Source organism: Gemella sp. 27098_8_149, assembly GCF_041433745.1.
In the GTDB taxonomy this organism is placed as follows: domain Bacteria; phylum Bacillota; class Bacilli; order Staphylococcales; family Gemellaceae; genus Gemella.
Genome location: NZ_JAPWCB010000001.1, coordinates 159313 through 180909 on the forward strand (window position 1 = coordinate 159313; position 21597 = coordinate 180909).

Annotated in this window: 11 protein-coding genes; all 11 read right to left on the bottom strand. The window is 31.8% G+C overall.

Annotation, left to right across the window (positions count from 1 at the left end; all coding sequences use genetic code 11):
• Nucleotides 1-94 precede the first annotated feature (94 nt).
• On the bottom strand, nucleotides 95-478 hold the full coding sequence (gene gloA2 / locus O3801_RS00800; protein ID WP_371453572.1) for an SMU1112c/YaeR family gloxylase I-like metalloprotein: 384 nt from the start codon (nucleotides 476-478) through the stop codon (nucleotides 95-97).
• 1 nt (nucleotide 479) lies between these two features.
• Nucleotides 480-1235: a copper homeostasis protein CutC gene (locus O3801_RS00805; protein WP_294681916.1), complete on the bottom strand. Its 756-nt coding sequence runs from the start codon at nucleotides 1233-1235 to the stop codon at nucleotides 480-482.
• A gap of 165 nt (nucleotides 1236-1400) precedes the next feature.
• Entirely contained in the window at nucleotides 1401-7766 is a 6366-nt protein-coding gene (locus O3801_RS00810; protein WP_371453574.1) for a ZmpA/ZmpB/ZmpC family metallo-endopeptidase, read from the bottom strand.
• 269 nt (nucleotides 7767-8035) lie between these two features.
• Nucleotides 8036-9775 carry an ABC transporter ATP-binding protein gene (locus O3801_RS00815; RefSeq protein ID WP_371453576.1) on the bottom strand — a complete coding sequence of 580 codons (1740 nt, stop codon included), beginning with the start codon at nucleotides 9773-9775 and terminating at the stop codon, nucleotides 8036-8038.
• Nucleotides 9762-11522 (bottom strand): ABC transporter ATP-binding protein, encoded by a 1761-nt coding sequence (locus O3801_RS00820; protein ID WP_371453578.1) that lies wholly within the window; start codon nucleotides 11520-11522, stop codon nucleotides 9762-9764. The genes O3801_RS00815 and O3801_RS00820 overlap by 14 nt, the downstream gene beginning before the upstream one ends.
• Nucleotides 11523-12269 carry an NAD-dependent protein deacylase gene (locus O3801_RS00825; RefSeq protein WP_371453580.1) on the bottom strand — a complete coding sequence of 249 codons (747 nt, stop codon included), beginning with the start codon at nucleotides 12267-12269 and terminating at the stop codon, nucleotides 11523-11525. It lies immediately after the preceding gene.
• Nucleotides 12270-12351: 82 nt separating this feature from the next.
• Nucleotides 12352-14916: a preprotein translocase subunit SecA gene (gene secA, locus O3801_RS00830; protein WP_371451574.1), complete on the bottom strand. Its 2565-nt coding sequence runs from the start codon at nucleotides 14914-14916 to the stop codon at nucleotides 12352-12354.
• Nucleotides 14917-15187: 271 nt separating this feature from the next.
• The gene (locus O3801_RS00835) at nucleotides 15188-17080 is read right to left on the bottom strand and encodes a nuclease-related domain-containing protein (protein ID WP_371453582.1); all 1893 of its coding nucleotides are present in this window, start codon (nucleotides 17078-17080) and stop codon (nucleotides 15188-15190) included.
• Nucleotides 17081-17099: 19 nt separating this feature from the next.
• The gene (locus O3801_RS00840) at nucleotides 17100-18086 is read right to left on the bottom strand and encodes a helix-turn-helix transcriptional regulator (protein ID WP_371453584.1); all 987 of its coding nucleotides are present in this window, start codon (nucleotides 18084-18086) and stop codon (nucleotides 17100-17102) included.
• 40 nt (nucleotides 18087-18126) lie between these two features.
• On the bottom strand, nucleotides 18127-18462 hold the full coding sequence (locus O3801_RS00845) for an HIRAN domain-containing protein (RefSeq protein ID WP_371453586.1): 336 nt from the start codon (nucleotides 18460-18462) through the stop codon (nucleotides 18127-18129).
• A 132-nt stretch (nucleotides 18463-18594) separates the two neighbouring features.
• The gene (gene ileS / locus O3801_RS00850) at nucleotides 18595-21327 is read right to left on the bottom strand and encodes an isoleucine--tRNA ligase (protein ID WP_371453588.1); all 2733 of its coding nucleotides are present in this window, start codon (nucleotides 21325-21327) and stop codon (nucleotides 18595-18597) included.
• Nucleotides 21328-21597 lie beyond the last annotated feature (270 nt).

Consider the following 21597-nt stretch of genomic DNA (forward strand, 5'->3'; position numbering starts at 1 on the left):
TTAAACATATATTTTCTGTAAAATCAATACATTTTTCTGTTTAATTATAAAAAAATAAAGAAAAAACTCAGTTTCCTAAGTTTCTTCTTTATTTTTATTCATGTATTTCTAACGGTAAACCATCTGGATCAAAGAAAAATGCCATTTTTTTATTATCGAAGTCATCGTATCTCAACTCTTCATGAGGAATATCTAATTTATCGAATTCCTTTAGAACCGCTTTTACATCATCTACTTTAAAAGCTAAATGTCTTAATCCACTATGTTCCGGATTTGGCATCTTAGGTCTCAACGGAGCATCCTCTTTAATAAAAATTTCTAAAACAAGATTTCCTTGTCTTACATTCAATATTATATCATTCTTCTCTGAGCGATTATATTCACTAATAACCTCAAAGCCTAACTTATCTACGTAAAATTCCTTTGTTTTATTATAGTTTGTTCCTATAATCGCTATATGATGCACATTTTTAAACATTTTAATACATTTCCTTATTTAATTTTTTTACTATATCTATTGCCATAGCAAGCTCCTGAGGATTCACTTCTTCATAGTCACCTTTGTCAGTATATCTATAAGTTACATCTACTCCTGTCGTCGTCGGATCAATTCCATACTTTTTAAAAGTTCCATGAACTTGAGTAACTCCTGTTTCTTTAATAATATATTCAATATTCTCAGTTGTAATCCCCGCACCTGCAAGAATCTCAATTTTTTCTCCAAACTTTTCTTGAAGTTGTTTTAAAAGTTTTACACCCTTATTCACATTTGCACCTAGTCCACTAGTCAAAACTCTTGTACAACCTAATTCAATTAAACGTTGAATATTGTATTCTGGTTCATCTGAACAATCAAATGCTCTATGAAAGACACTTTCCGCTTCAAAACTTTTACATAGGTTTATCATCTTCTCTGTATCTTTCCAGTCAATTTTTCTATCTTCACTTAGAAAACCAAAAACTATTCCTTTTGCACCATGTTCAAGTAGTTCTCTAGCTTCTCTAAACATTTGTTCTTTTTCTATTTCAGAATAGCAAAATCCCCCTCCCCTAGGTCTTACCATCGCCATTATAGGTATCTCAACACCATTTTCAAGTGCCATATCTAGAACTGTCAATGTTGGTGTTAAACCACCTAGATAACTTGCACTGATTAATTCTATTCTATCTGCACCTTCATTTTGTGCCACTAAACAATCCTGTACACTATTAGCACATACTTCAATTTTAATCATTTCAAATTCTCCTTCAATTTCTATAATTAATTATAACATAAATCCAAATAACTCGGATAGCTTACACCCTATTAAATAATTCATTTTTATTAACCTTTAAAAGTTAAATAAGGATATGCGAACTATACTCACATATCCTTATTTATATCTACATTGTAGATTATATTATTTTCCACCAAATATAGAAGTTCTAAAATCTTTAGTTTGATCTAGATAAGCCTTAAATATAGCTTTCTTAAGTTTAAGAACTCTACTATTTGTATCAGGGTATACTTGTGCTGTGAAATCTGCAGCATCTTCTCTAACCGCTGTTTCAATCATTTTCTCAAGTACACTTATATCATTAACTGTTACATTTTTTTGTCGTCCCCATGGATCATTAGGATTAAAGAAGTTAATTCTATTTAATTTACTGAATTGTTCTACTCTTTCTTTATACATATCTTTCTTGAATTCAACCCAAGATTTATATTTTTTATTAAACACTTTCTCAAGTACTAAATCATCAGTAACCAATCCTATTTCTTTACCATAAGAATTAATCTTACTTCCTCTATCTTTCGCTTCTTTTTCATATTGATTAGAAATGTATGGAACCATACCTTCTTTATATCCTTTAGCGGCTAATAGTTCAAATGCCATACGGCGTCCCATTAAGTCACCCGGAGTTCCTATTTTACTACTTAAAGCAGAATAAATTGGTGAAAATAGATTAAGTGTGTGGTATCCATTTCTTTCATACTCACCTTGGTCTATATATCCTCTTCTTGTAATAACATCATTTTCAATTAATTTATCGAATGAAGTTAAATTATTAATTTCATCAGAAGTTAATCTACGAACAGCATTTGTTGCATAAACATAATTTCCATCAGGATCTTTCTTGTATACATTCTCAATTTTTCTTAATAAGTCGTTTTTCTCATTGTAACCTAATTTAGCTACAGCACGACCTTCTAATATTTCAAGAGTATATATTAAATCAAACATATTATGCATATAACTTTGTAAATCTTCTGCATTAGTGAATCTTTGAGTTGGATCTGCCACTTGAAGTCTCGTTGATTCTTCTGATTTATCATATTTCAAAACAGAGTTAATTGTTATTGTTGGATCGTATGGGTGGTCAGGAGCTTGTAGTAATCCTTTTGCATAAAACTCAGGTCCTAATCCGCTTCTTCTTCCATATCCTCCAAGATAAATCTCTCTATCAGAGTTATGTGTCATTTCATGAGTATATGTTACCGCACCAGATTTATCTAGCATACGATAAGCCATATAGTAGAATGCATCACCTGTAGCATAAGCACCGTGTTTGTTGTGAACAACATTGTTTCCAGCTGGTCCAAAGAAGTTTTTTATAACCGGATTATTAGTTTCAAAATTCGCTTCTTGTGTCTCTTTATTTTTATCATTACCAAATCTGAATGCATCATATACTAGAACACTTCTAAATAATTTTTCTTTATTATCATTATCTAGAATTTTATACCAATAATCATAATGATCTCTAAATCGTTTAGCAGCTTCTTGTGCATTATCTTCAACAAATTTATTTAATTTTTCTCCCTTAGGATATTCATTACTTCTATATCTATCATAAGCTCCAAATCCTATAGTTGAAATATTGGCAATCATAAATATCATTTTTTCTTCTGGTAATGTTAATAATGGTAAGACCATACTTTGATATTTCCATGAAGGACTAGTTAATCTATCATAAACACCTATAGAATGTTCAGTTCCTTGTTCTGATTGTTTAGAACTTACTTCGGGAATAGTAGATTTTTCTTCAACAATATAAGCTTTTGATTGTTTTTTGAACCAATCGTTATTAGTTGTATTTGGTAGGAATACTTTTCTATAACCTTCTAAAGCTTTAAATAAACTTTCAGTTCCATAATTTTTCGATAATAATACATTATAAGTAATTACATTATTTTTAGCTAATAAATTGTTAAATCCAGATTTACCTAGCTCAATAACATTATCTAATGCAGAACTATTAGATTTACCAAAGAAGTCCAAATGATATAATACTAAATCTTTTGCACTTGCATTATCATATTTAAAATTATACCAACGTTCTAGATAAGTTAATCCTAGAAGTAAAGCTTCTTTATTATTCTTAATTTTTTCTATTACATAATTGTCTATTATTGAATTATTATTTTCAGCTATCGCCGCATCAGCAGAAAGAAGTTTTGATAAACTATCTTCAATGTTTAATTGTGTTTTAGTAAATTGTTCATCTAGATATAATTCTGTTAATTTTATATCATTTGAAATATCTAATATTTTTCTAACAGCACCTGAATCATATTGAACAGATTTCAGATCATTTAAAACAGCTTTTACAATATTATTATAACTATGTAATAATGTATTAGGTGTGTATATTAGTTTTGTATTAGCTATTTCATATTCTGCTACTTTAGAGAAATCTTGTTGGTATTTTACATCCAATGTTTGAGATGAATTATCTGAATAATGTAGTAATAGTTTATTAATAGTAGCTTTATTTTTATTAATATCTGTGATTACTTCTTTGTCATGCAGCGGAACTACAGACACAAGATCTTTAGTATATAAAGCATTATTAGTATCCACTAAATTACCATACTTGACTATTGTTTCTCTATTATAAAACGGTAGTAGTTTTTCTATATTCTTATATACTCTTAATCTAGAAATATCAGCATCTTTTAAGTTTCTATAATTCGTTTCATATTTAGAAGAGAAGTTAAAGTCTTCTATCTTAGTATTTGTCTTAGGAACAAGTTCAGTTTTCTTCTCAAGAACTTTATTATTTTCTAATACCATTCCTCTTTGTTCTTCTGAATCTCTGCTGAGTACTTCGTCATCTACTTGAACTACTTTTACTACTTTATTATTCTTATTACTATAAGTATTAGTTGCTCTTATACCTCTAAAGTCATAACCAGCAATAGCATTACCATTCGTTACATTAACATCACTTAAGACGTTTGTAAGGTTACCCGAGTTACTTACCTCTGAAGTTTCCTTATCCCAAAGATTACCTACAACTCCACCAACTTTACCAAAAGGCTTCACATTATTAAGATTACCTTCAGTATAACTATTACTAATCGTTGCTTTTTTATCAACAACACCTGCTATACCACCAACAACCTGATCTCCTGTATTAGCATTCGTAGCCATATCAATAGATGAAACTGATCTATCGATTAAAGCACCAGTACCTGAAAGTTTACCAACTAAACCACCTATTTGATAAGTAGCCCTTGTGTCATAAGTATTAGTTATTCTACCAGTATAACTACTATTCAAGATTTTAGAATCGGTAACTTGAGAAACTAAACCACCAATGCTATGTTCACCAGCAATTACACCAGATGAATGAACATTAGTAATGTTAGTACCATTTTTCGCCTCTTTAGCAATTGTGGCAGCATCTTCTTTAGAAGAAACATTTGCATCTTTTATTGAAAGATCTTTAATAGTAGCATGGTTTAAAACACTAAATAACGGTTTTTTCAGGTTATATATAGCATAGTTCTTACCATTGGTTGCTCCTATTAATGTACCACTAAACTCTTTATTAATATAGCTTTCTTGACCATCTGGAAGTTCTACTTCACGAGCATCCATAGTTGCTCCTAGAGTATATGTACCATGTGGATTAATATTCATAGCATCTACCAGATTTTTAAATGATGTATAAACTCCATTTTCACTTCTTACCGTCTTAGGTAGGTAGTAAGTATAATTTTCTAAAGTACTATTGTTTTCGTGTTGAATTAAATCAGTAGCTTGTCCTACGATTTTGTAAACATCTTGATTATCTTTTCTAGCACTCTCAATACTCTTAACTGGTAACATAACATCTTTAAAGTTCTCTGATTTTACTTTCATAAAGTAATTTGTTGGATTAGATGGAACACTAGCAAGTGAAGTTACATGTCGATACTTATTATTTTCTATAGTATACAATTCCACATTAGAAATATTTCTAAGTTCTAATTTCTTATCAACTTGCTTATCTTCTTTTATATCGTCTTTTTTCTCATCTTTATGACGCTCTAAAGCATCATAGTTAGGTGTAATTTCTTTACCTTTTATTATACTTCTAATCCAATCTAATTGTGTTGGAGAAAGTATTAATCCACCTGAACGGTTCTCGGCACCATTTTGATGAAGTCCGATCACTTCTCCTTTAGAGTTAAAGATTCCTCCACCACTCATACCAGCTTTTCCACCTTTGTACTGAACACCATAAGTATTATTCGCGTATTTTTGTTTCATTTCAACAGTAGTATCTTTTAAGTGAGTATACTCTCCTCTAGGATATCCATAAACATTTAACTTATCATTAACATTTACTTTCGAGTAATTTTCTACTAAGTTCGCATGTTGTCTTCTTGTAGATTGAGGTAATGTAATAACTGCTAAATCGTAGATGAATCCTTTTGGATAATCTTTTTTATTATAAAAGTGAATATCATCTGAAGTAAATGAACCTTTTTCCCCATCTGGTGTTTGCCATTCATATGTATTTTTAGCCTTATCTCCTCTAAATTCTCCCTTACTGTTATCTGAAGAATTATTAATGAAATTGTGTGCTACTGTTAACAATACATTAGGCGCAATAAATGTAGCTGAACCAGTTCCAGATAATGCTTGATTACCTTTAACAAAATTCATTCTAAGCAGTGCACTAGAATTTTTTTGGACATTATTTACTTCTGTTTCATTGTTAGTTTCTACTGTAGGTTTTGGACTTTCTGTTTTCAGCGGTTCGATTTTTCCAGTATATTCCTTCGGTAGCTCTACTTTCTCTGGCTCGACTATTGCACCAGCTTGTACTCCTGTGTATTCCTTCGGCGGTTGTACCTTTTCTGGTTCCACTATCGCTCCAGCCTGTATTCCTGTGTATTCTTTCGGTGCTTCTACCTTTTCTGGTTCCACTATCGCTCCAGCTTGCACTCCTGTGTATTCCTTCGGCGCTTCCACTTTTTCTGGTTCTACTATTGATCCGGCCTGTACTCCTGTGTATTCTTTCGGTGGCTCTACCTTTTCCGGTTCTACCAGAGCACCAGAAGTGACTCCACCATATTGAGGCTCTACTTTTTCTGGTTCTACTATTGCTCCAGCTTGTACTCCTGTGTACTCTTTCGGTGCTTCTGCTGTAGCTGGTTCTACTATCGCTCCAGCTTGCACTCCTGTGTATTCTTTCGGTGCTTCTGCTGTTGCTGGTTCTACTATCGCTCCAGCTTGTACTCCTGTGTACTCTTTCGGTGCTTCTGCTGTAGCTGGTTCGACTATCGCTCCAGCTTGTACTCCTGTGTACTCATTCGCTGCTTCTGCTGTTGCTGGTTCGACTACCGCTCCGGCTTGTACTCCTGTGTACTCTGGCTTAACTTCTACTGCAGGTTTTACAAGTTTTTCACCCTTAGTAACAACATTACTTACTGCTTTTTTTGTTCCTTTTTCAACTACTTCTGAAATCGGATCTTCTGTTTTTGTAGAAAGTAACTCTCTAGAAACTTCTTTCCCCTCTACGGTAAACACCCTTACAACTTCAGTTTTCTTACCTGCTTTTCCTTGTTGTTTTACTCTTGTTGTTCCTTCAGGTAGTTCTGCATTATATTCTATAGTTTGACTATAATGTAATGGTGTTTCTATTTTTTTATCTGAGTATAGTAATTCAGGTCTAGTCAGTATTCCAGCTAACACCTCATCTTGTGGATTTACAGTATTCACACCCTGTACTTTTTTCTCATCTTTTTTATTAATATTTTCTTTTAATTTCTTATCTTCTTTTTTATCTGAAATTTTTAGTGTTGTTTTATTTTCTTGTTTATTTTCTATTACATTTTTATTTGTATTTTCTTTTAATTCTGGTTGTTTTTTATTATATTGTTGCGAAGCAATATGTTCTTTAACTTCTTCATTTTCTTTTTTAGTCGCATCTTCATTTTTAATAAATCCGACAAAGCTATATCCAGGAATTAAAGAAATTTCTGGCAACTTATCTCCTACTTTTAAATTATAATCCATGTTATAGACTGATAACTGTAAATCCTCCATGGCTCTAACAGGCAACTCTAGAGTAGTTGCACCTAGACTCGTTACTAAAAGGATTGATAGTATTTTACGTGATTTATTTTTACCTTTTGCTACAACGACTACTACCAGACCAAGCATACCGCCTAGAAGCATACTTCCTATTCCATAATTTAAACCTGTATTTGGTAATTTGTTCAGATGTGTTGTTTTAGTTGGTTTAAATACTAAGTAATATGTTTCTTCTGTACTATTTACAACGCTTGGTACTTCTTTTCTTATTAATTCCTTTTCTTTATCAGTAAGATTGTCTTCTCCTACATATTTATAGTGAACAATTGCATTATCTGCTGCCTTCACTACATAATCTTCAGGTTGAACAGTCGACACTAAGAAAAAAGATCCTATTGTCATCGAACAAACTCCAACAGTCAATTTTCTTAACGAAAACTTATTATATTTTTCCCCTAAATATTTTCTCAACTTTATATCCTTCTTTCATATATGATACTAAGATTAATTTCGTCTATAATTAATACATTAATTGTAAGCTTTTTCTTCGTCAAATGCAAGAAATTCAGACAGAATATTATATAGTTAAGTATAGTAAATTATCTAATATTTTTAAGTCAATTTTTTAAAATAATTAAAATATTTAACACTTTAAATTTATGTTAACCGTTACTAGATATAACTAATTTTTATCCTCATAAAAAAACTGGAAGCAAATTTATTCACTTCCAGTTTAAAATTTATTTATTTAACATACCTGCTTGAAGTTGGTACATTTTGTAATAATTACCTTTTAACGCTATTAATTCATCATGTGTTCCAGATTCAATAATCTCACCTTTATCTAGTACGTAGATACAGTTAGAATCTTGAATCGTAGATAATCTATGAGCAATAGCTATCGTTGTTCTACCTTTTCTCATTTTTTCAAGAGAATGTTGGATCAACTCTTCTGTTTCAGAGTCGATATTTGCAGTAGCTTCATCAAGAATCAGGATCTTCGGCTTGCTTGCTATAGTTCTAGCAAATGTTAGAAGTTGTCTTTCTCCAGATGAGAACGTTGAACCTCTTTCTGTAACTACACTATCATACTTATCTTCTAATTTATCGATAAAATTATGCGCATCAACAAACTTCGCCGCTTCAATAACATCTTCTCTTGTTAAACTTTCATTATACATCTTAATATTAGACTCTACAGTTCCATGATATAAGAATGGATCTTGAAGCACTAGTCCAACACTATTTCTTAATTCCTTAGAACTATAATCTTTAATATTAACTCCATCGATTAAGATTTCTCCTCTATCATAATCATAGAATCTTAGGAATAGATTCATAATAGAAGATTTACCGGAACCAGTAGCTCCAACAAACGCTATACTCTCTCCATTTTTAACACTAAATGAAATATTTTTAAGAACATCTCGTTTACCATCGTAAGAGAAGCTAACATTTTTAAACTCGATATCACCACGAGAAATTTTATAATCACTCTCTTTTTGCTCAGGCTCATACTCCTCATTATCTATAAGTGTGAAAACACGTCCCGCAGAAATTATCGAAGTTTGAAGAATTGAGAAGTTTTGCATAAGTTCAATTAATGGATTGAATAACTGATTCGTATATTGAATGAACGCATAAATTATACCAGCTGTAAACCCAGCACTTTCAAAACTTAGTCCAAAATACATTACGATAACACCATACGCTAATACTTTAAATAAAGCCATAGCTGGTCTTAATAATAAACTATCAACTTTTAATGATTTAGTGTAATAACGAAGGTGTTCATTATTAACCTCTCCAAATTCATCAATTAGACGTTGTTCCTGATTAAATGCTTGGATAATCTTCATACCTTCAATTGATTCAGATAATTTAGTATTCATTTCACTAATTTTCGCACGAGAAATTTCTACTAATCTACTAGAAAGCTTCTGGTATAAGTATACCGAACCAACCATTACAGGAATAAAAAGTATCATGTAAATTGTTAATTGCCAACTTAGAGCAATCATCGCAGAAAGTGTTACTACAAACATAAGTATAGTATTTAAGAAACTTGAGAAAATTGTTCCAAACATATCCGCAACAGCCTGTGTATCATTAGTTAATCTTGATACGACAGAACCAACCGGAGTCTTATCGAAGTAAGACATACCTAGTTTTTGCAAGTTAGCAAAACTATCATTTCGTAAATCTCTAACTATACTGTGCGCTACTTTTGCGAAGTAATATTCACCTAAAAATGTAAACACAACTCTTAGAATAAATAATCCAAAATAAATTATTAATATATATAATCCAGCTTTAGCAATATTTTTTGTAATATAGTTATCAATATAATATTGAGCTAAAAGAGGAATTGCTGTTGCGACTATCGAAGTCATTAATATGAATAATAGTGCTAAAATCGATAATCCTTTATAGCGCAACATATAGCGCATTAATCTAAAAAACGTCTTACTTTTCGACATCTTCACTTCCTCCTTTCAAGCTTTCTTCCATTTGTTGGCTTTCATAAGTCTCTTTATACCAACCATTATTGGCGATAAGTTCATCATGAGTCCCTTTTTCAATAATCGTATTATCACCTAAAACAATTATTAAATCAGCTTCCACTACTGCAGAAAGTCTATGTGCAGTAATGATATTAGTTTGACCACTACGTTGTTCTTTCAAGTTCTCTAAAATCACGTGTTCAGTCTTAGCATCAACTGCAGATAATGAATCATCAAGTATTAAAATCTCAGGATTAATAATTAAAGCACGACTCATTGCTAAACGTTGTTTTTGACCACCTGAAAGACTAACACCTTTCTCACCGACAATCGTATCAAACTTCTCTGGCATCGCCATAATATCATCATACAAACCACAAATTTTAGTAATTTCTTCTACCTTCTTATCATCAATTAAAGGATTAGCAAAACGGATATTCTCTTTAATCGACATTGCAAATAGTACCTGATCTTGAGGTACATATCCGATAAGTTTTCTAAGGTCATTAATACTATATTCGGCAATATCTCTGTTGTTAAGCATAATATTACCAGATTTAATATTAAATTCTCTTAATAATAACCTTAATAATGTAGTTTTACCTGCTCCAGTAACACCTACGATACCAAGTGTTTGACCTTTTTCAATAGCGAACTTAATGTCTCTTAGGACGCTCTTACCTTCTTCAAATTCGAAGTTGTTGATATTATACTCAAGTCTACCATTTTCAGCTTTAACTTTACTATCTAAGTTAGTGTTTACCTCATTAACTTCAGCTAATAAACTCTCAATACGTTTATAAGATACTTCACCACGTTGTGATATATTATATAACCAACCAATCGCTTGAAGTGGCCATACTAACATATCAAGATAGGTCACGAAAGTAACTAACTCACCAACAGATAAATCACCATTAGAGATAAAAATTCCACCGAAGACAAGAGTAAGTGTATAAGATAATCCAACGAAGATTAATACCATTGGATCAAATAATGAGTTATACTTAGCAGCGATAACATTCTTACCAAATACTTTGTTATTAACTTCTCTAAAACTCTTTATCTCATCATTACCATAACCAAATGATTTAGTAACCTTTATCCCAGAAGCACTCTCTTGAACTTTATTGTTCAAGTCAGAAAATGACTCCTGTGCTTCCTCAAAACTCTCATAGTTTTTATCCCCAATATAATTAGTAGCATACGCTAAAAATGGTAAAGGAATAATAGCTATTAAAGTTAGCTTGAAATCAATTAAAAATATCATCGTAAATAATGTCACTAATGCTGTAATACTTGCATCAACCGCTGACATTACTCCACCACCAGCAACCATCGCTACAGAGTTTATATCATTCGTTGCATGGGCCATTAAATCACCTGTACGGTATTTTTGGAAGAACGATGGAGACATCTTAGTAAAGTGTTCAAATAATCTTGACCTTAAGATTCTTCCTAAGTTATATGCTGCTCCAAAAATATAAACACGCCAAACATAACGAAGTGCATACATCGCTAGTGCCGCTAGTACAAGATAACCAACATTTAAGAATAACTCTCCATTAGTTAAATTTCCAGCCTCAATTTTATCAATAACAGTCCCGATAACTTTCGGTGGAATTAAGTTGAAAATACTTACTAAGATAAGGGCAATTATTCCAATAAGATAACGTCTTTTTTCTAGCTTCATAAACCAAGCTAATTTTCTAAATAAATACATCTACACATCACCTAACCTTTCTCCTAATTTTGAAAATACTTCTCCGATTTTACCATTAATTACTAGATCAGCCATATTGTCCTGAGGAGTAGACGATTTATTAATAACAACTAAATGTTTTCCTCTAAAATAATGCAAAAGATTTGCAGCTGGATAAACACTTAATGAAGTTCCTCCGATAATCAGCACATCAGCTCTTTCAATAAAGCTAATCGCAGCGTTAAATACCGTCATATCTAATTCTTCTTCATATAATGTAACATACGGTTTAATAATTCCACCACATTTATCACAACTCGGTATTTCTTCAGTTTTAGCTAAGAAATCTTCTAAGTTGTAAAAACTTTTACACTTAGTACAATAGTTAGCATCAACACTTCCATGAAGTTTCAAAACATTTTTACTACCTGCTTGTTCATGTAAAGTATCAATATTTTGTGTAATTACCGCTTTAAGTTTTCCTTGTTTTTCTAAATCAGCTAAATAAAAATGAGCTCTATTCGGTTTAGCATCAGGATAAACTAGATGCTTTTGATAAAAATCAAAGAAATCAATAGGATACTTCACAAACATCGTTCTAGAAACAAGTTGTTCCGGAGTAAAGTGACGATTTAGTTTAACATTAAACACACCATTCGCACTTCTAAAATCTGGAATATCAGATTCAGTAGAAACACCTGCTCCACCAAAAAAGACAATATTATCATTTGATTCTATTATTTCTCTTAGTTTCTCTATATTATTCATAATACTTACCTCCTTATAAAATATTATAAAAGCCATGAAAAGAAGGAAACCTTTATATAAGTCTCCTTCTTTCAATTAACTACTAATTAGTTTCTTTATCTTTTTGAGCTTTTAACTCTTTAATACGTTGCTTACGCTCTTCGATACGAGCTTTTTTCTCTTCACGAGATGCACTCTTAACAGGACCACGAGCGATATGTTCTTTACTATCGTTAGTTACAAGGTTAGTTGGTTCTTGTTTCATTTCGATTTCTTCATGACGTTCTACTCTAATACGCATTAAGTTAGTAACAACTTCTACCTGAATATCATCGATCATGTCCTCGAACATTTGGTAACCTTCTGTTTTGTACTCACGAAGTGGATCAATTTGTCCATAAGAACGAAGGAAAATCCCTTTTCTAAGTTGATCCATTTGGTCGATGTGATCAGTCCACCTATCATCGATAGCGTTAAGAAGAATGTATTTCTCGAATGAATTCATAGTTTCATCACCAAGTAACTCACGTTTCTCAGCTAACTCAAGATTAATTCTGTGTAATACAAGCTCACGAATTTCATCATCAGACATAACATCTGAGTATTCACTTTCAGTAATAGGTTTTTGACCTAAGAACTTCTCATTAAGTGATTTGATGATTTCTTCAGTTTCTTCTTTTTCACTGTGTGCTTCTAAGTTTTCAGTGATAAATGCCATAGTTTTATCTACTGCTTCACCAATCATCTCTTGAATAATATCAGTAACTACATCATTTTCTAACACTTCATTTCTTTCAGCGTACATGATTTCACGTTGTTTACGTAATACATCATCATATTGAAGTACTTGTTTACGTGAGTCATAGTTATTACCTTCAACACGTTTTTGAGCACTTTCAACAGATCTACTAACCATTCTACTTTCAAGTGGTGTATCAACATCTTTACCCATGATTTTTTGTAATCTATCAGCTCCGAAACGAACCATAAGTTCATCTTCTAGAGATAGATAGAATCTACTGTAACCTGGATCCCCTTGACGTCCTGAACGACCACGTAATTGGTTGTCAATACGACGAGATTCGTGACGTTCTGTACCGATAACGGCAAGACCACCTAATTCACGAACACCTTCTCCAAGTTTAATATCCGTACCACGACCAGCCATGTTAGTCGCGATAGTTACTGAACCACGTTGTCCAGCTTGTTTAATAATTTCAGCTTCACTTTCATTTTGCTTAGCATTAAGTACTTTATGAGGAACACCGTATTTGTATAGTAATTTAGATACTAATTCACTCGTTTCGATAGAAACAGTACCTAAAAGAACTGGTTGTCCTTTGTCATAACGTTCTTTAACTTCTTGAGCTACTGCATTGAACTTAGCTTCCATATTTGAGTAAATGAAGTCTGGTGCATCAATCCTTTGGATTGGTCTGTTCGTAGGAATTGTAGTTACAAACATATTATAAATATTTCTAAATTCTTCTTCCTCTGTTTTACCAGTACCTGTCATACCACTAAGTTTTTTATACATTCTGAAGAAGTTTTGGAATGTAATAGTCGCCATTGTTTTACTTTCTTTTTGAATCGGCACACCTTCTTTAGCTTCGATAGCTTGGTGTAAACCTTCAGAAAAACGACGACCAGGCATTGTACGACCTGTAAATTGGTCAACGATTAAAATTTCTCCATCTTCAGCAACTACGTAGTCAACATCTAGTGCCATTGTATAGTTAGCTTTTAATGCTTGGTTAATGTGGTGAGTTAAATCAACATTTTTTAGATCATAAAGATTTTTTAATCCAAAGTAACTTTCCGCTTTATCAATACCATTTTCAGAAAGTTGGATAGCTTTAGTTTTAATATCTAAAGTATAGTCCCCATCACTACCATCTTCTTCCTCTGCTTTTTTCAGAGTTTTAACGAAAGCATTCGCAACTTGGTATAATGAAGTCGATTCTTGACCTTCACCAGAAATAATAAGTGGTGTACGTGCTTCATCGATAAGTACTGAGTCAACCTCATCGATTACAGCATAGTTTAATGGACGTTGAACACGTGCTTCAACTGTTTTAACCATGTTATCTCTTAAGTAGTCAAATCCTAACTCGTTATTCGTTGAATATGTAATATCAGCATTATATGCTGCTCTTTTCTCTTCAGAGTTTAAAGAGTTTAAGTTAAGACCTACAGAAAGTCCCATGTAGTTATAGAAAACTCCCATCTCTTGAGCGTCACGTTGAGATAAGTATTCGTTAACTGTAACAACGTGTACACCTTCACCTGCTAATGCGTTTAAGTATACTGGCATTGTCGCAGTAAGAGTTTTACCTTCCCCTGTTCTCATCTCCGCGATATCACCACGGTGAAGTGCGATACCACCCATGATTTGAACTTTATATGGTTTCATTCCTAGAGAACGTAATGCACCCTCACGAGCTGCAGCGAACGCATCTACTAAAATTTTATCTAATATATCCGGTGTATCTTTACCTTTTTCTTTTTGTTCCTGGATATAAGCTTTAAATTCTTCTGTTTTATTTACTAATTCTTCATCGCTAAGATTTGAATATTCTTCATCTTTAGCTAATACTTTGTCAGCTAATTTTGATAAGCTTTTTACTTCTCTTTTATTAGCATCAAATATTTTTCCTAAAATAGCCATTAACATTTTCCTTCCGACATATTTTTCTATTAAATGATTTTATAATCATATTATAATTCATCTCTTAATTATAACATTCATTTATCTTTAAAGCAACCACAATAACACGATTTTAAGTTGATATTAACTACGTTTATTATCCAACTAAGAAAGCTAAATGAATTTATATATTTTTTGATTTTAAAGTAAAAAATAATAGAATAGACTCTAAAATTTGATTATATAATAATCTCATTTTAAAGCCATTCTATCCGCATATTATTATTATTATTTAAATCATTACAGTTTTAACATTATTAATCATCGCCAATAAATCATTCGAAATTTTATGGAAATAAATGCTATTGCTTACCAACAATTTAGATAATTGGTTAACCGTCGTTGGCATTTTTTCTAATATCTCATCTCTCATAACCTCAGTCATTAGAGAAGATGAAGTAACTCCTAATTTTTCAGATTTTCTCTCCAGATACTTTTTCAATACATCTTTGAATTCAGATATCGATATTTTCGAACCATTTAATTCACTTTTTACATTCTTTAATACATTTTTCTCAGCAATTTTTTCTAATGCTTTTTTCTCATTGATATTTTTTTCTAATAATAATCTAAGTTCATACTCTTCCCATTTCACTGTATCCTCTTCTATATAATCATTATTTTTTATATCAGGATTAATTAAACTATTCTTTATTTTCTCAATTTCTTCCTCAGTATATATTTCTTTTAAATCTTTTTCTTTTTCTCTAATAAGACTATTTAAACGATCTAGATTAATTACATCAATTCCTCTTAATGCATCCTTGTCTTCTATTTCTATTCCAGTTTCCTCATTCGCATAAACTACTATAGGATACATCTCTTTAATTTCTACTCCCAAATCTAATTGTTCTAAAATCATTTTTTGTCGTTCAATTTGATTTAAAACACTAAAAGTTATATTCTTCTTACCTTCATTTATAAGATAAAAACTCCCTGTTTTATCAATTTTAACATTAAACTTTGTATTTTTACATTCAATTAAATACATAGCTTTCTTAGTTAATATAACAAAGTCAATCTGGCACTGAAATTCACCAATATTAATAGAGATATCTTTAAAAATGTGCATAGGATAAAAACTATACTTCAGCTCATCTAGTACTTTATTTTCACCAATTTCACCTATTTTATATAGTAAAATTTGATAGTTAATAGCATTGTTTTTTAAGGGTGAAGTCTCTGTTTTTTGCTTCTCCATTAGTTTTCTAACACTATAGTTCAACATATCATTCGCTCTAAAAATTTCTATTCTTTCACCATTAGGTAAAGCAACATATTCTGTTTTTTTACTACTTATAATATCGTTTATCTCTTTCAAAGTATCATCTATTACATAATCTTTATTTGTACTATCCTCGTCCAATAACAATTCTCGAGATAGTTTATTCTCGTTACAAGAGTCGCCACCATCATTAATAATTTTAATATTCTTTAAAAATATACCTTCATTTTTCAATTGATTGTTGGTCATATTTTTATAAAAAGGTCCCTTAATTTCAAAACTACAACAATGTTTACAAAAACGATAATCTCCCCAAATAAAGTCCACCCAATCTAAAGAAGGTTTATTAGTAGATTTTTTCAATGTTCTACAAGATACTTCATGTATCAAACCGCTCTCCATCTTACAAAAAGCACTAACTTCACTTCTACGTTCAAAATAAACCACAAGTCTTTCGAAAATTTGATAAAATATATCTACCGCATATCTAGGAACTCCCAAGTTATTTTTATCATACTCAATTTCAAATAGCTTCAATACTTTTTTCATAGAATATTTAATAGGATTATTACCATTTGTTAATCCTACTTTTATAAGTTTAGATTGAATAAATTCAAATTTATAATCACTAAGAAAAGAAAAATATTTATCTATTAATTCTTTCTTCTCCTTATACCAAACAAAAACTTTAACATCTATTTCTGATGGTATATTCTTAAAATAACTTTCTAGAGTATCCTCTAAATCGAACAAATATTCCCCAGATTCCATCTTTCGATGAAAATTTCTATCTTCTATGACTTCGAATCTATCAGTTATATTTATTCTTTTTAATGAAACAGAAACAACTTTCGTTACATCTGTTTCTACGATATCTAACAAAACAATATTTTTATCCATTCTCATTCATCCTTCTCGTTTATCTGTATTTCTTTAATAACACCTCCACTTTCGCCACATACAATTCTCGTACATTTTGAGGTGCTAATATTTCAATATCACTACCTAAAGAGAAAATCCAACCTAAGAAATGACTACTACACATAACTTCAACAGAAGTTTGAAATACATCATCTTTTTTATGAATAATAATATCTTTACCGAATCTATCGACGATTGCTCCAATTAATGATTCTTTAAACTCCAAAGTTACCCTTTCTAAAGTTCCACCATACATACCGAAGATTTTCTTCGAATAACTCGATATATCTTCTTTTTGGAATTTATCATGACCTAATCTGTCATTCTCAACAATCACAACATTTCTCATCTTATCAACACGATAATTTTTGATTAAATCTGTCTTAGCATCATAAGCAACCATATAATAATTCTCATCATTCCAGACTAGAGCGAATGGACTTACATTATAAACTTCACCATCTTTTCTATCTATCATCTGCTTCTTATGATTCCATTGCCAATAATTAAAATTAATTTGCTTATTTTCAGCAATCGCATTGTGAATCGCATCGACATTATAATAAATATTTTCATTAATATATTTATTCTCTTCGAAAGAATATACCTGTCTTTGTATTTTTTGCGCTTGTTTTTTGCTGGCTAATTTCTTAAGTTTTAAAATTAGATCACGTGATTTTTTCGCTGTTAGAAACTTACTAGCCTGTATAACATCGATTAGCATTTTAACCTCTGCAAGCTCAAATTCTCTCTCTACTAAAGCATAAGTATTTTCACGACCGTTCTTTTCAACTACGATATTAAATCCATAATCTTGTAGTAATTCTATATCTTTATATAGAGTTTTTCTCTCAACAACTATTTCTTTTTTCAAGAGTAAAGAAGTTAATTCTTTTACACTTAAATAAGTATTTTCATCGCTATAGTCTCTCAGTATTTCTAATAAGTACAATAGCTTTAATTTTTGATATCTTCCTTTTTCCATAAATTTTGCTCCTTATATACACTTATGTATATAATAACAACTATTTACGATTTTTTCTATCATTTTTATGATTATTTTCATCTCTTTTTAGTACTTCCGCAATAACTGAACCACCAGTAACAAAACATACTTTTACAGAGAACTTATCTCCTACTTTATCATAAATTCTTCCTGCACTTTTCGTACCTTTTGCGACAGTTCTGCAAGAATTTCCTACATAACCAACTTTACCAAAAGTCTTCATCATAACTTTTATAGCTTCTTCGTCATAATCATTATCAAACTCTTTCTCACAGCTTATAACATCTCCTACTTTAAAAACTGTTGTTCCAAAATAATGTTGCATCCCTGTTATTGTAATATAATCTTTTTCCATTTTAAATCACCTCTTCGTTTTGTGATTTAATTATAACAAGCTATCTGTCCATTTTTTTGGACTCATTATAAAAAATTGTAAAAAAAGAACTTAGATTAAAAATTAACCTAAGTTCCTTGTAAGAATATTATGTTACTTGTTTAAGATGCTAGCACAACGTGGGCATAAACCTTCTTCGTTTACTTCATCAACGATGTTCCAACAACGTTCACAACGGTGTCCTTCAGCTTTTGTTACTTTAACAGTAGCAAGATCATATGCTACACCATCGTTTTCTTTAACCTCTACTTTACTTACGATGAAGAATTGGTTTAAGTTAGCAACAGAGTTTAATAACTCAACTACCTCTGCATCATTGCTGTATACTTCAACAGCAGCTTCTAGAGATTTACCGATAACTTTTTCATTACGGCTTTCTTCTAATGCTTTATTCACATCATCACGAACTTCTAGAAGTTTATCCCATTTAGCTTCTAAAGCAGCGTCTTCAATTACGTTTTTAGCTGGGAAGTCAGTTAAGTGTACAGACTCAGCATCTTCGTATGGCATATTGTCATATACTTCTTCAGCTGTGAATGAAAGAATTGGAGCAAGTAATCTAACAGACTTACTTAATACTGTGTAAAGAACTGTTAACATACTTTGACGTTTGTGAGAATCTTCACCTTCGATGTAAAGGATATCTTTACCGTAGTCAAGGTAGAATGAAGATAATTCAACGTTAAAGAAGTTAATTAGTTCAGTAGTAATACTGTTGAATTGGTAGTTTTCGTAGTAGTCTAATACTTTTGCTACAACTTTTTCGAATTTAAGAACCATGTATTTGTCTAGTTCTTCAAGGTTTTCGTACGCAACTAAATCAGTTTTGTTGTTGAAGCTTCCGTTATATAAGTTTCCTAGTAAGAAACGGAAAGTATTTCTAATTTTTCTGTATGTTTCAGAAACTTGTTTTAAGATATCTTTAGAGATACGAACGTCTTGAGTGTAATCTACACTTGCAGTCCATAGACGGATAATCTCAGCACCTAATTCCTTACCTACATCATTAGGAGAAATAGTGTTACCTAATGATTTACTCATCTTATTACCATTACCGTCCATAACGAATCCAGCAGATACTAACTCTTTATATGGAGCTACTCCAGATACCGCTACAGAAGTGATAAGTGAAGAGTTGAACCATCCACGGTATTGGTCACTTCCTTCTAGATATAAATCAGCTGGGTATGTTAAATCTTCGCGGATTGCACAGCATCCTTGGTGAGATGTTCCAGAGTCAAACCAAACGTCCATGATGTCCATTTCTTTAGTGAATTCACCGTTTGGACTTCCTGGGTGAGTATAACCTTCTGGTAATAATTCCTTAGCGTCTTTGTAGAACCAAACATTTGATCCCTCTTCTTCAAAGATTTTCGCTACATGTTCGATTAATTCGATATCAAGGATAGCTTCTCCGTTTTCAGCGTAGAATACAGGGATTGGCACACCCCAAACACGTTGACGACTGATTACCCAGTCACCACGGTCACGAATCATGTTATATAATCTTGGTTTACCCCACTCACTGTAGAATTTAGTGTTATCTACAGCTTCAAGTAATTCACTACGGAATGCATCAACAGAACAGAACCATTGTGGTGTAGCTCTGAAGATAATTGGTTTTTTACTTCTCCAGTCATGTGGGTATGAGTGAGTAATATCTTCTTGTTTTAATAACGCTCCAGTTTCAGCTAAGTGAGCGATAATGTCTTTGTTCGCGTCGAATACGAATTTACCAGCGAATTGTCCAGCTTCTTCTGTAAGAACACCTTGGTTATCAACTGGTGATAATACTCCAAGTTTATATTGTAATTGACCAACAAGATAGTCATCAACCCCGTGTCCAGGAGCCGTGTGTACTAAACCAGTCCCTGAATCAAGTGTTACATAATCAGCTAAGATTACTGTAGAAGTTCTATCTAAGAATGGGTGTTGACATAGTAAGTACTCTAAATCTTTACCTACTAATACTTCACCTGTTTCATAGTTTTCCCAACCGAATTTTTCAGCTAAGAATGCTACCCTTTCTTTAGCTACTAAGTAGCTTTCTCCGTTATATTTAACAACTTGGTATTCGAAATCTGGGTGAACAGCGATACCTAAGTTCGCAGGTAACGTCCAAGGAGTAGTTGTCCAGATAACAAACTTAGTTCCTTTTTCAACAGCACCATTTTCACTAACTAGATCAAATGCAACATAGATAGATGGTGAAGTGTGGTCGTGATACTCGATTTCAGCTTCAGCTAATGCAGATTCTGATGATGGTGACCAGTAGATAGGTTTTAATCCTTTGTAGATATATCCTTTGTCTACCATTTTACCAAATACACGGATTTGTTCCGCTTCAAATTTTGGATCTAAAGTTAAATATGGGTTATCCCAATCACCTAGTACTCCAAGTTTTTTGAAGTCAGCACGTTGTTTATCAACTTGTTTTAAAGCATAATCTTTACATTTATTTCTGAATTTGCTAGCTGGCATAGATTTTCTATCAACACCATTATTTACTAATACTTGCTCGATTGGAAGACCGTGAGTATCCCAACCTGGAACGTATGGTGAAACAAAACCATTCATATTTTTATATTTAACGATAAAGTCTTTTAAGATTTTGTTTAATGCGTGTCCAGTGTGGATGTTACCATTCGCATATGGAGGTCCATCGTGAAGTACGTATGAAGGTTTCCCAGCATTTTTTTCTAAAATTTTGTTGTATAAATCCATTTCTTCCCAACGTTTTAGGAATTCAGGTTCTTTGTTTGGAAGATTTCCACGCATTGGAAACTTCGTATTTGGCATTAATAATGTATCTTTTAATTCTACCATTTTTTCTCCTTTCAAAATAAAAAACTCTTAGTAAAAGTTATAGAGGGCGAAATGTATCCACGGTACCACCTCTTTTAACTCCTACCAAGAGCACTTGTTTGTTCTATTAAAATTATTACACAATAAAGTGATAACTCCTATGCTTCTATAAAACTTTCCACCAACCAGTTTCTCTCTAAAACTCCACATAGTCGTCTTGTCTTTATTTACGATAGATTTATTATATTACATTAAGAATAAACTTTCAAGCATTTTATGTGAATTTAACAT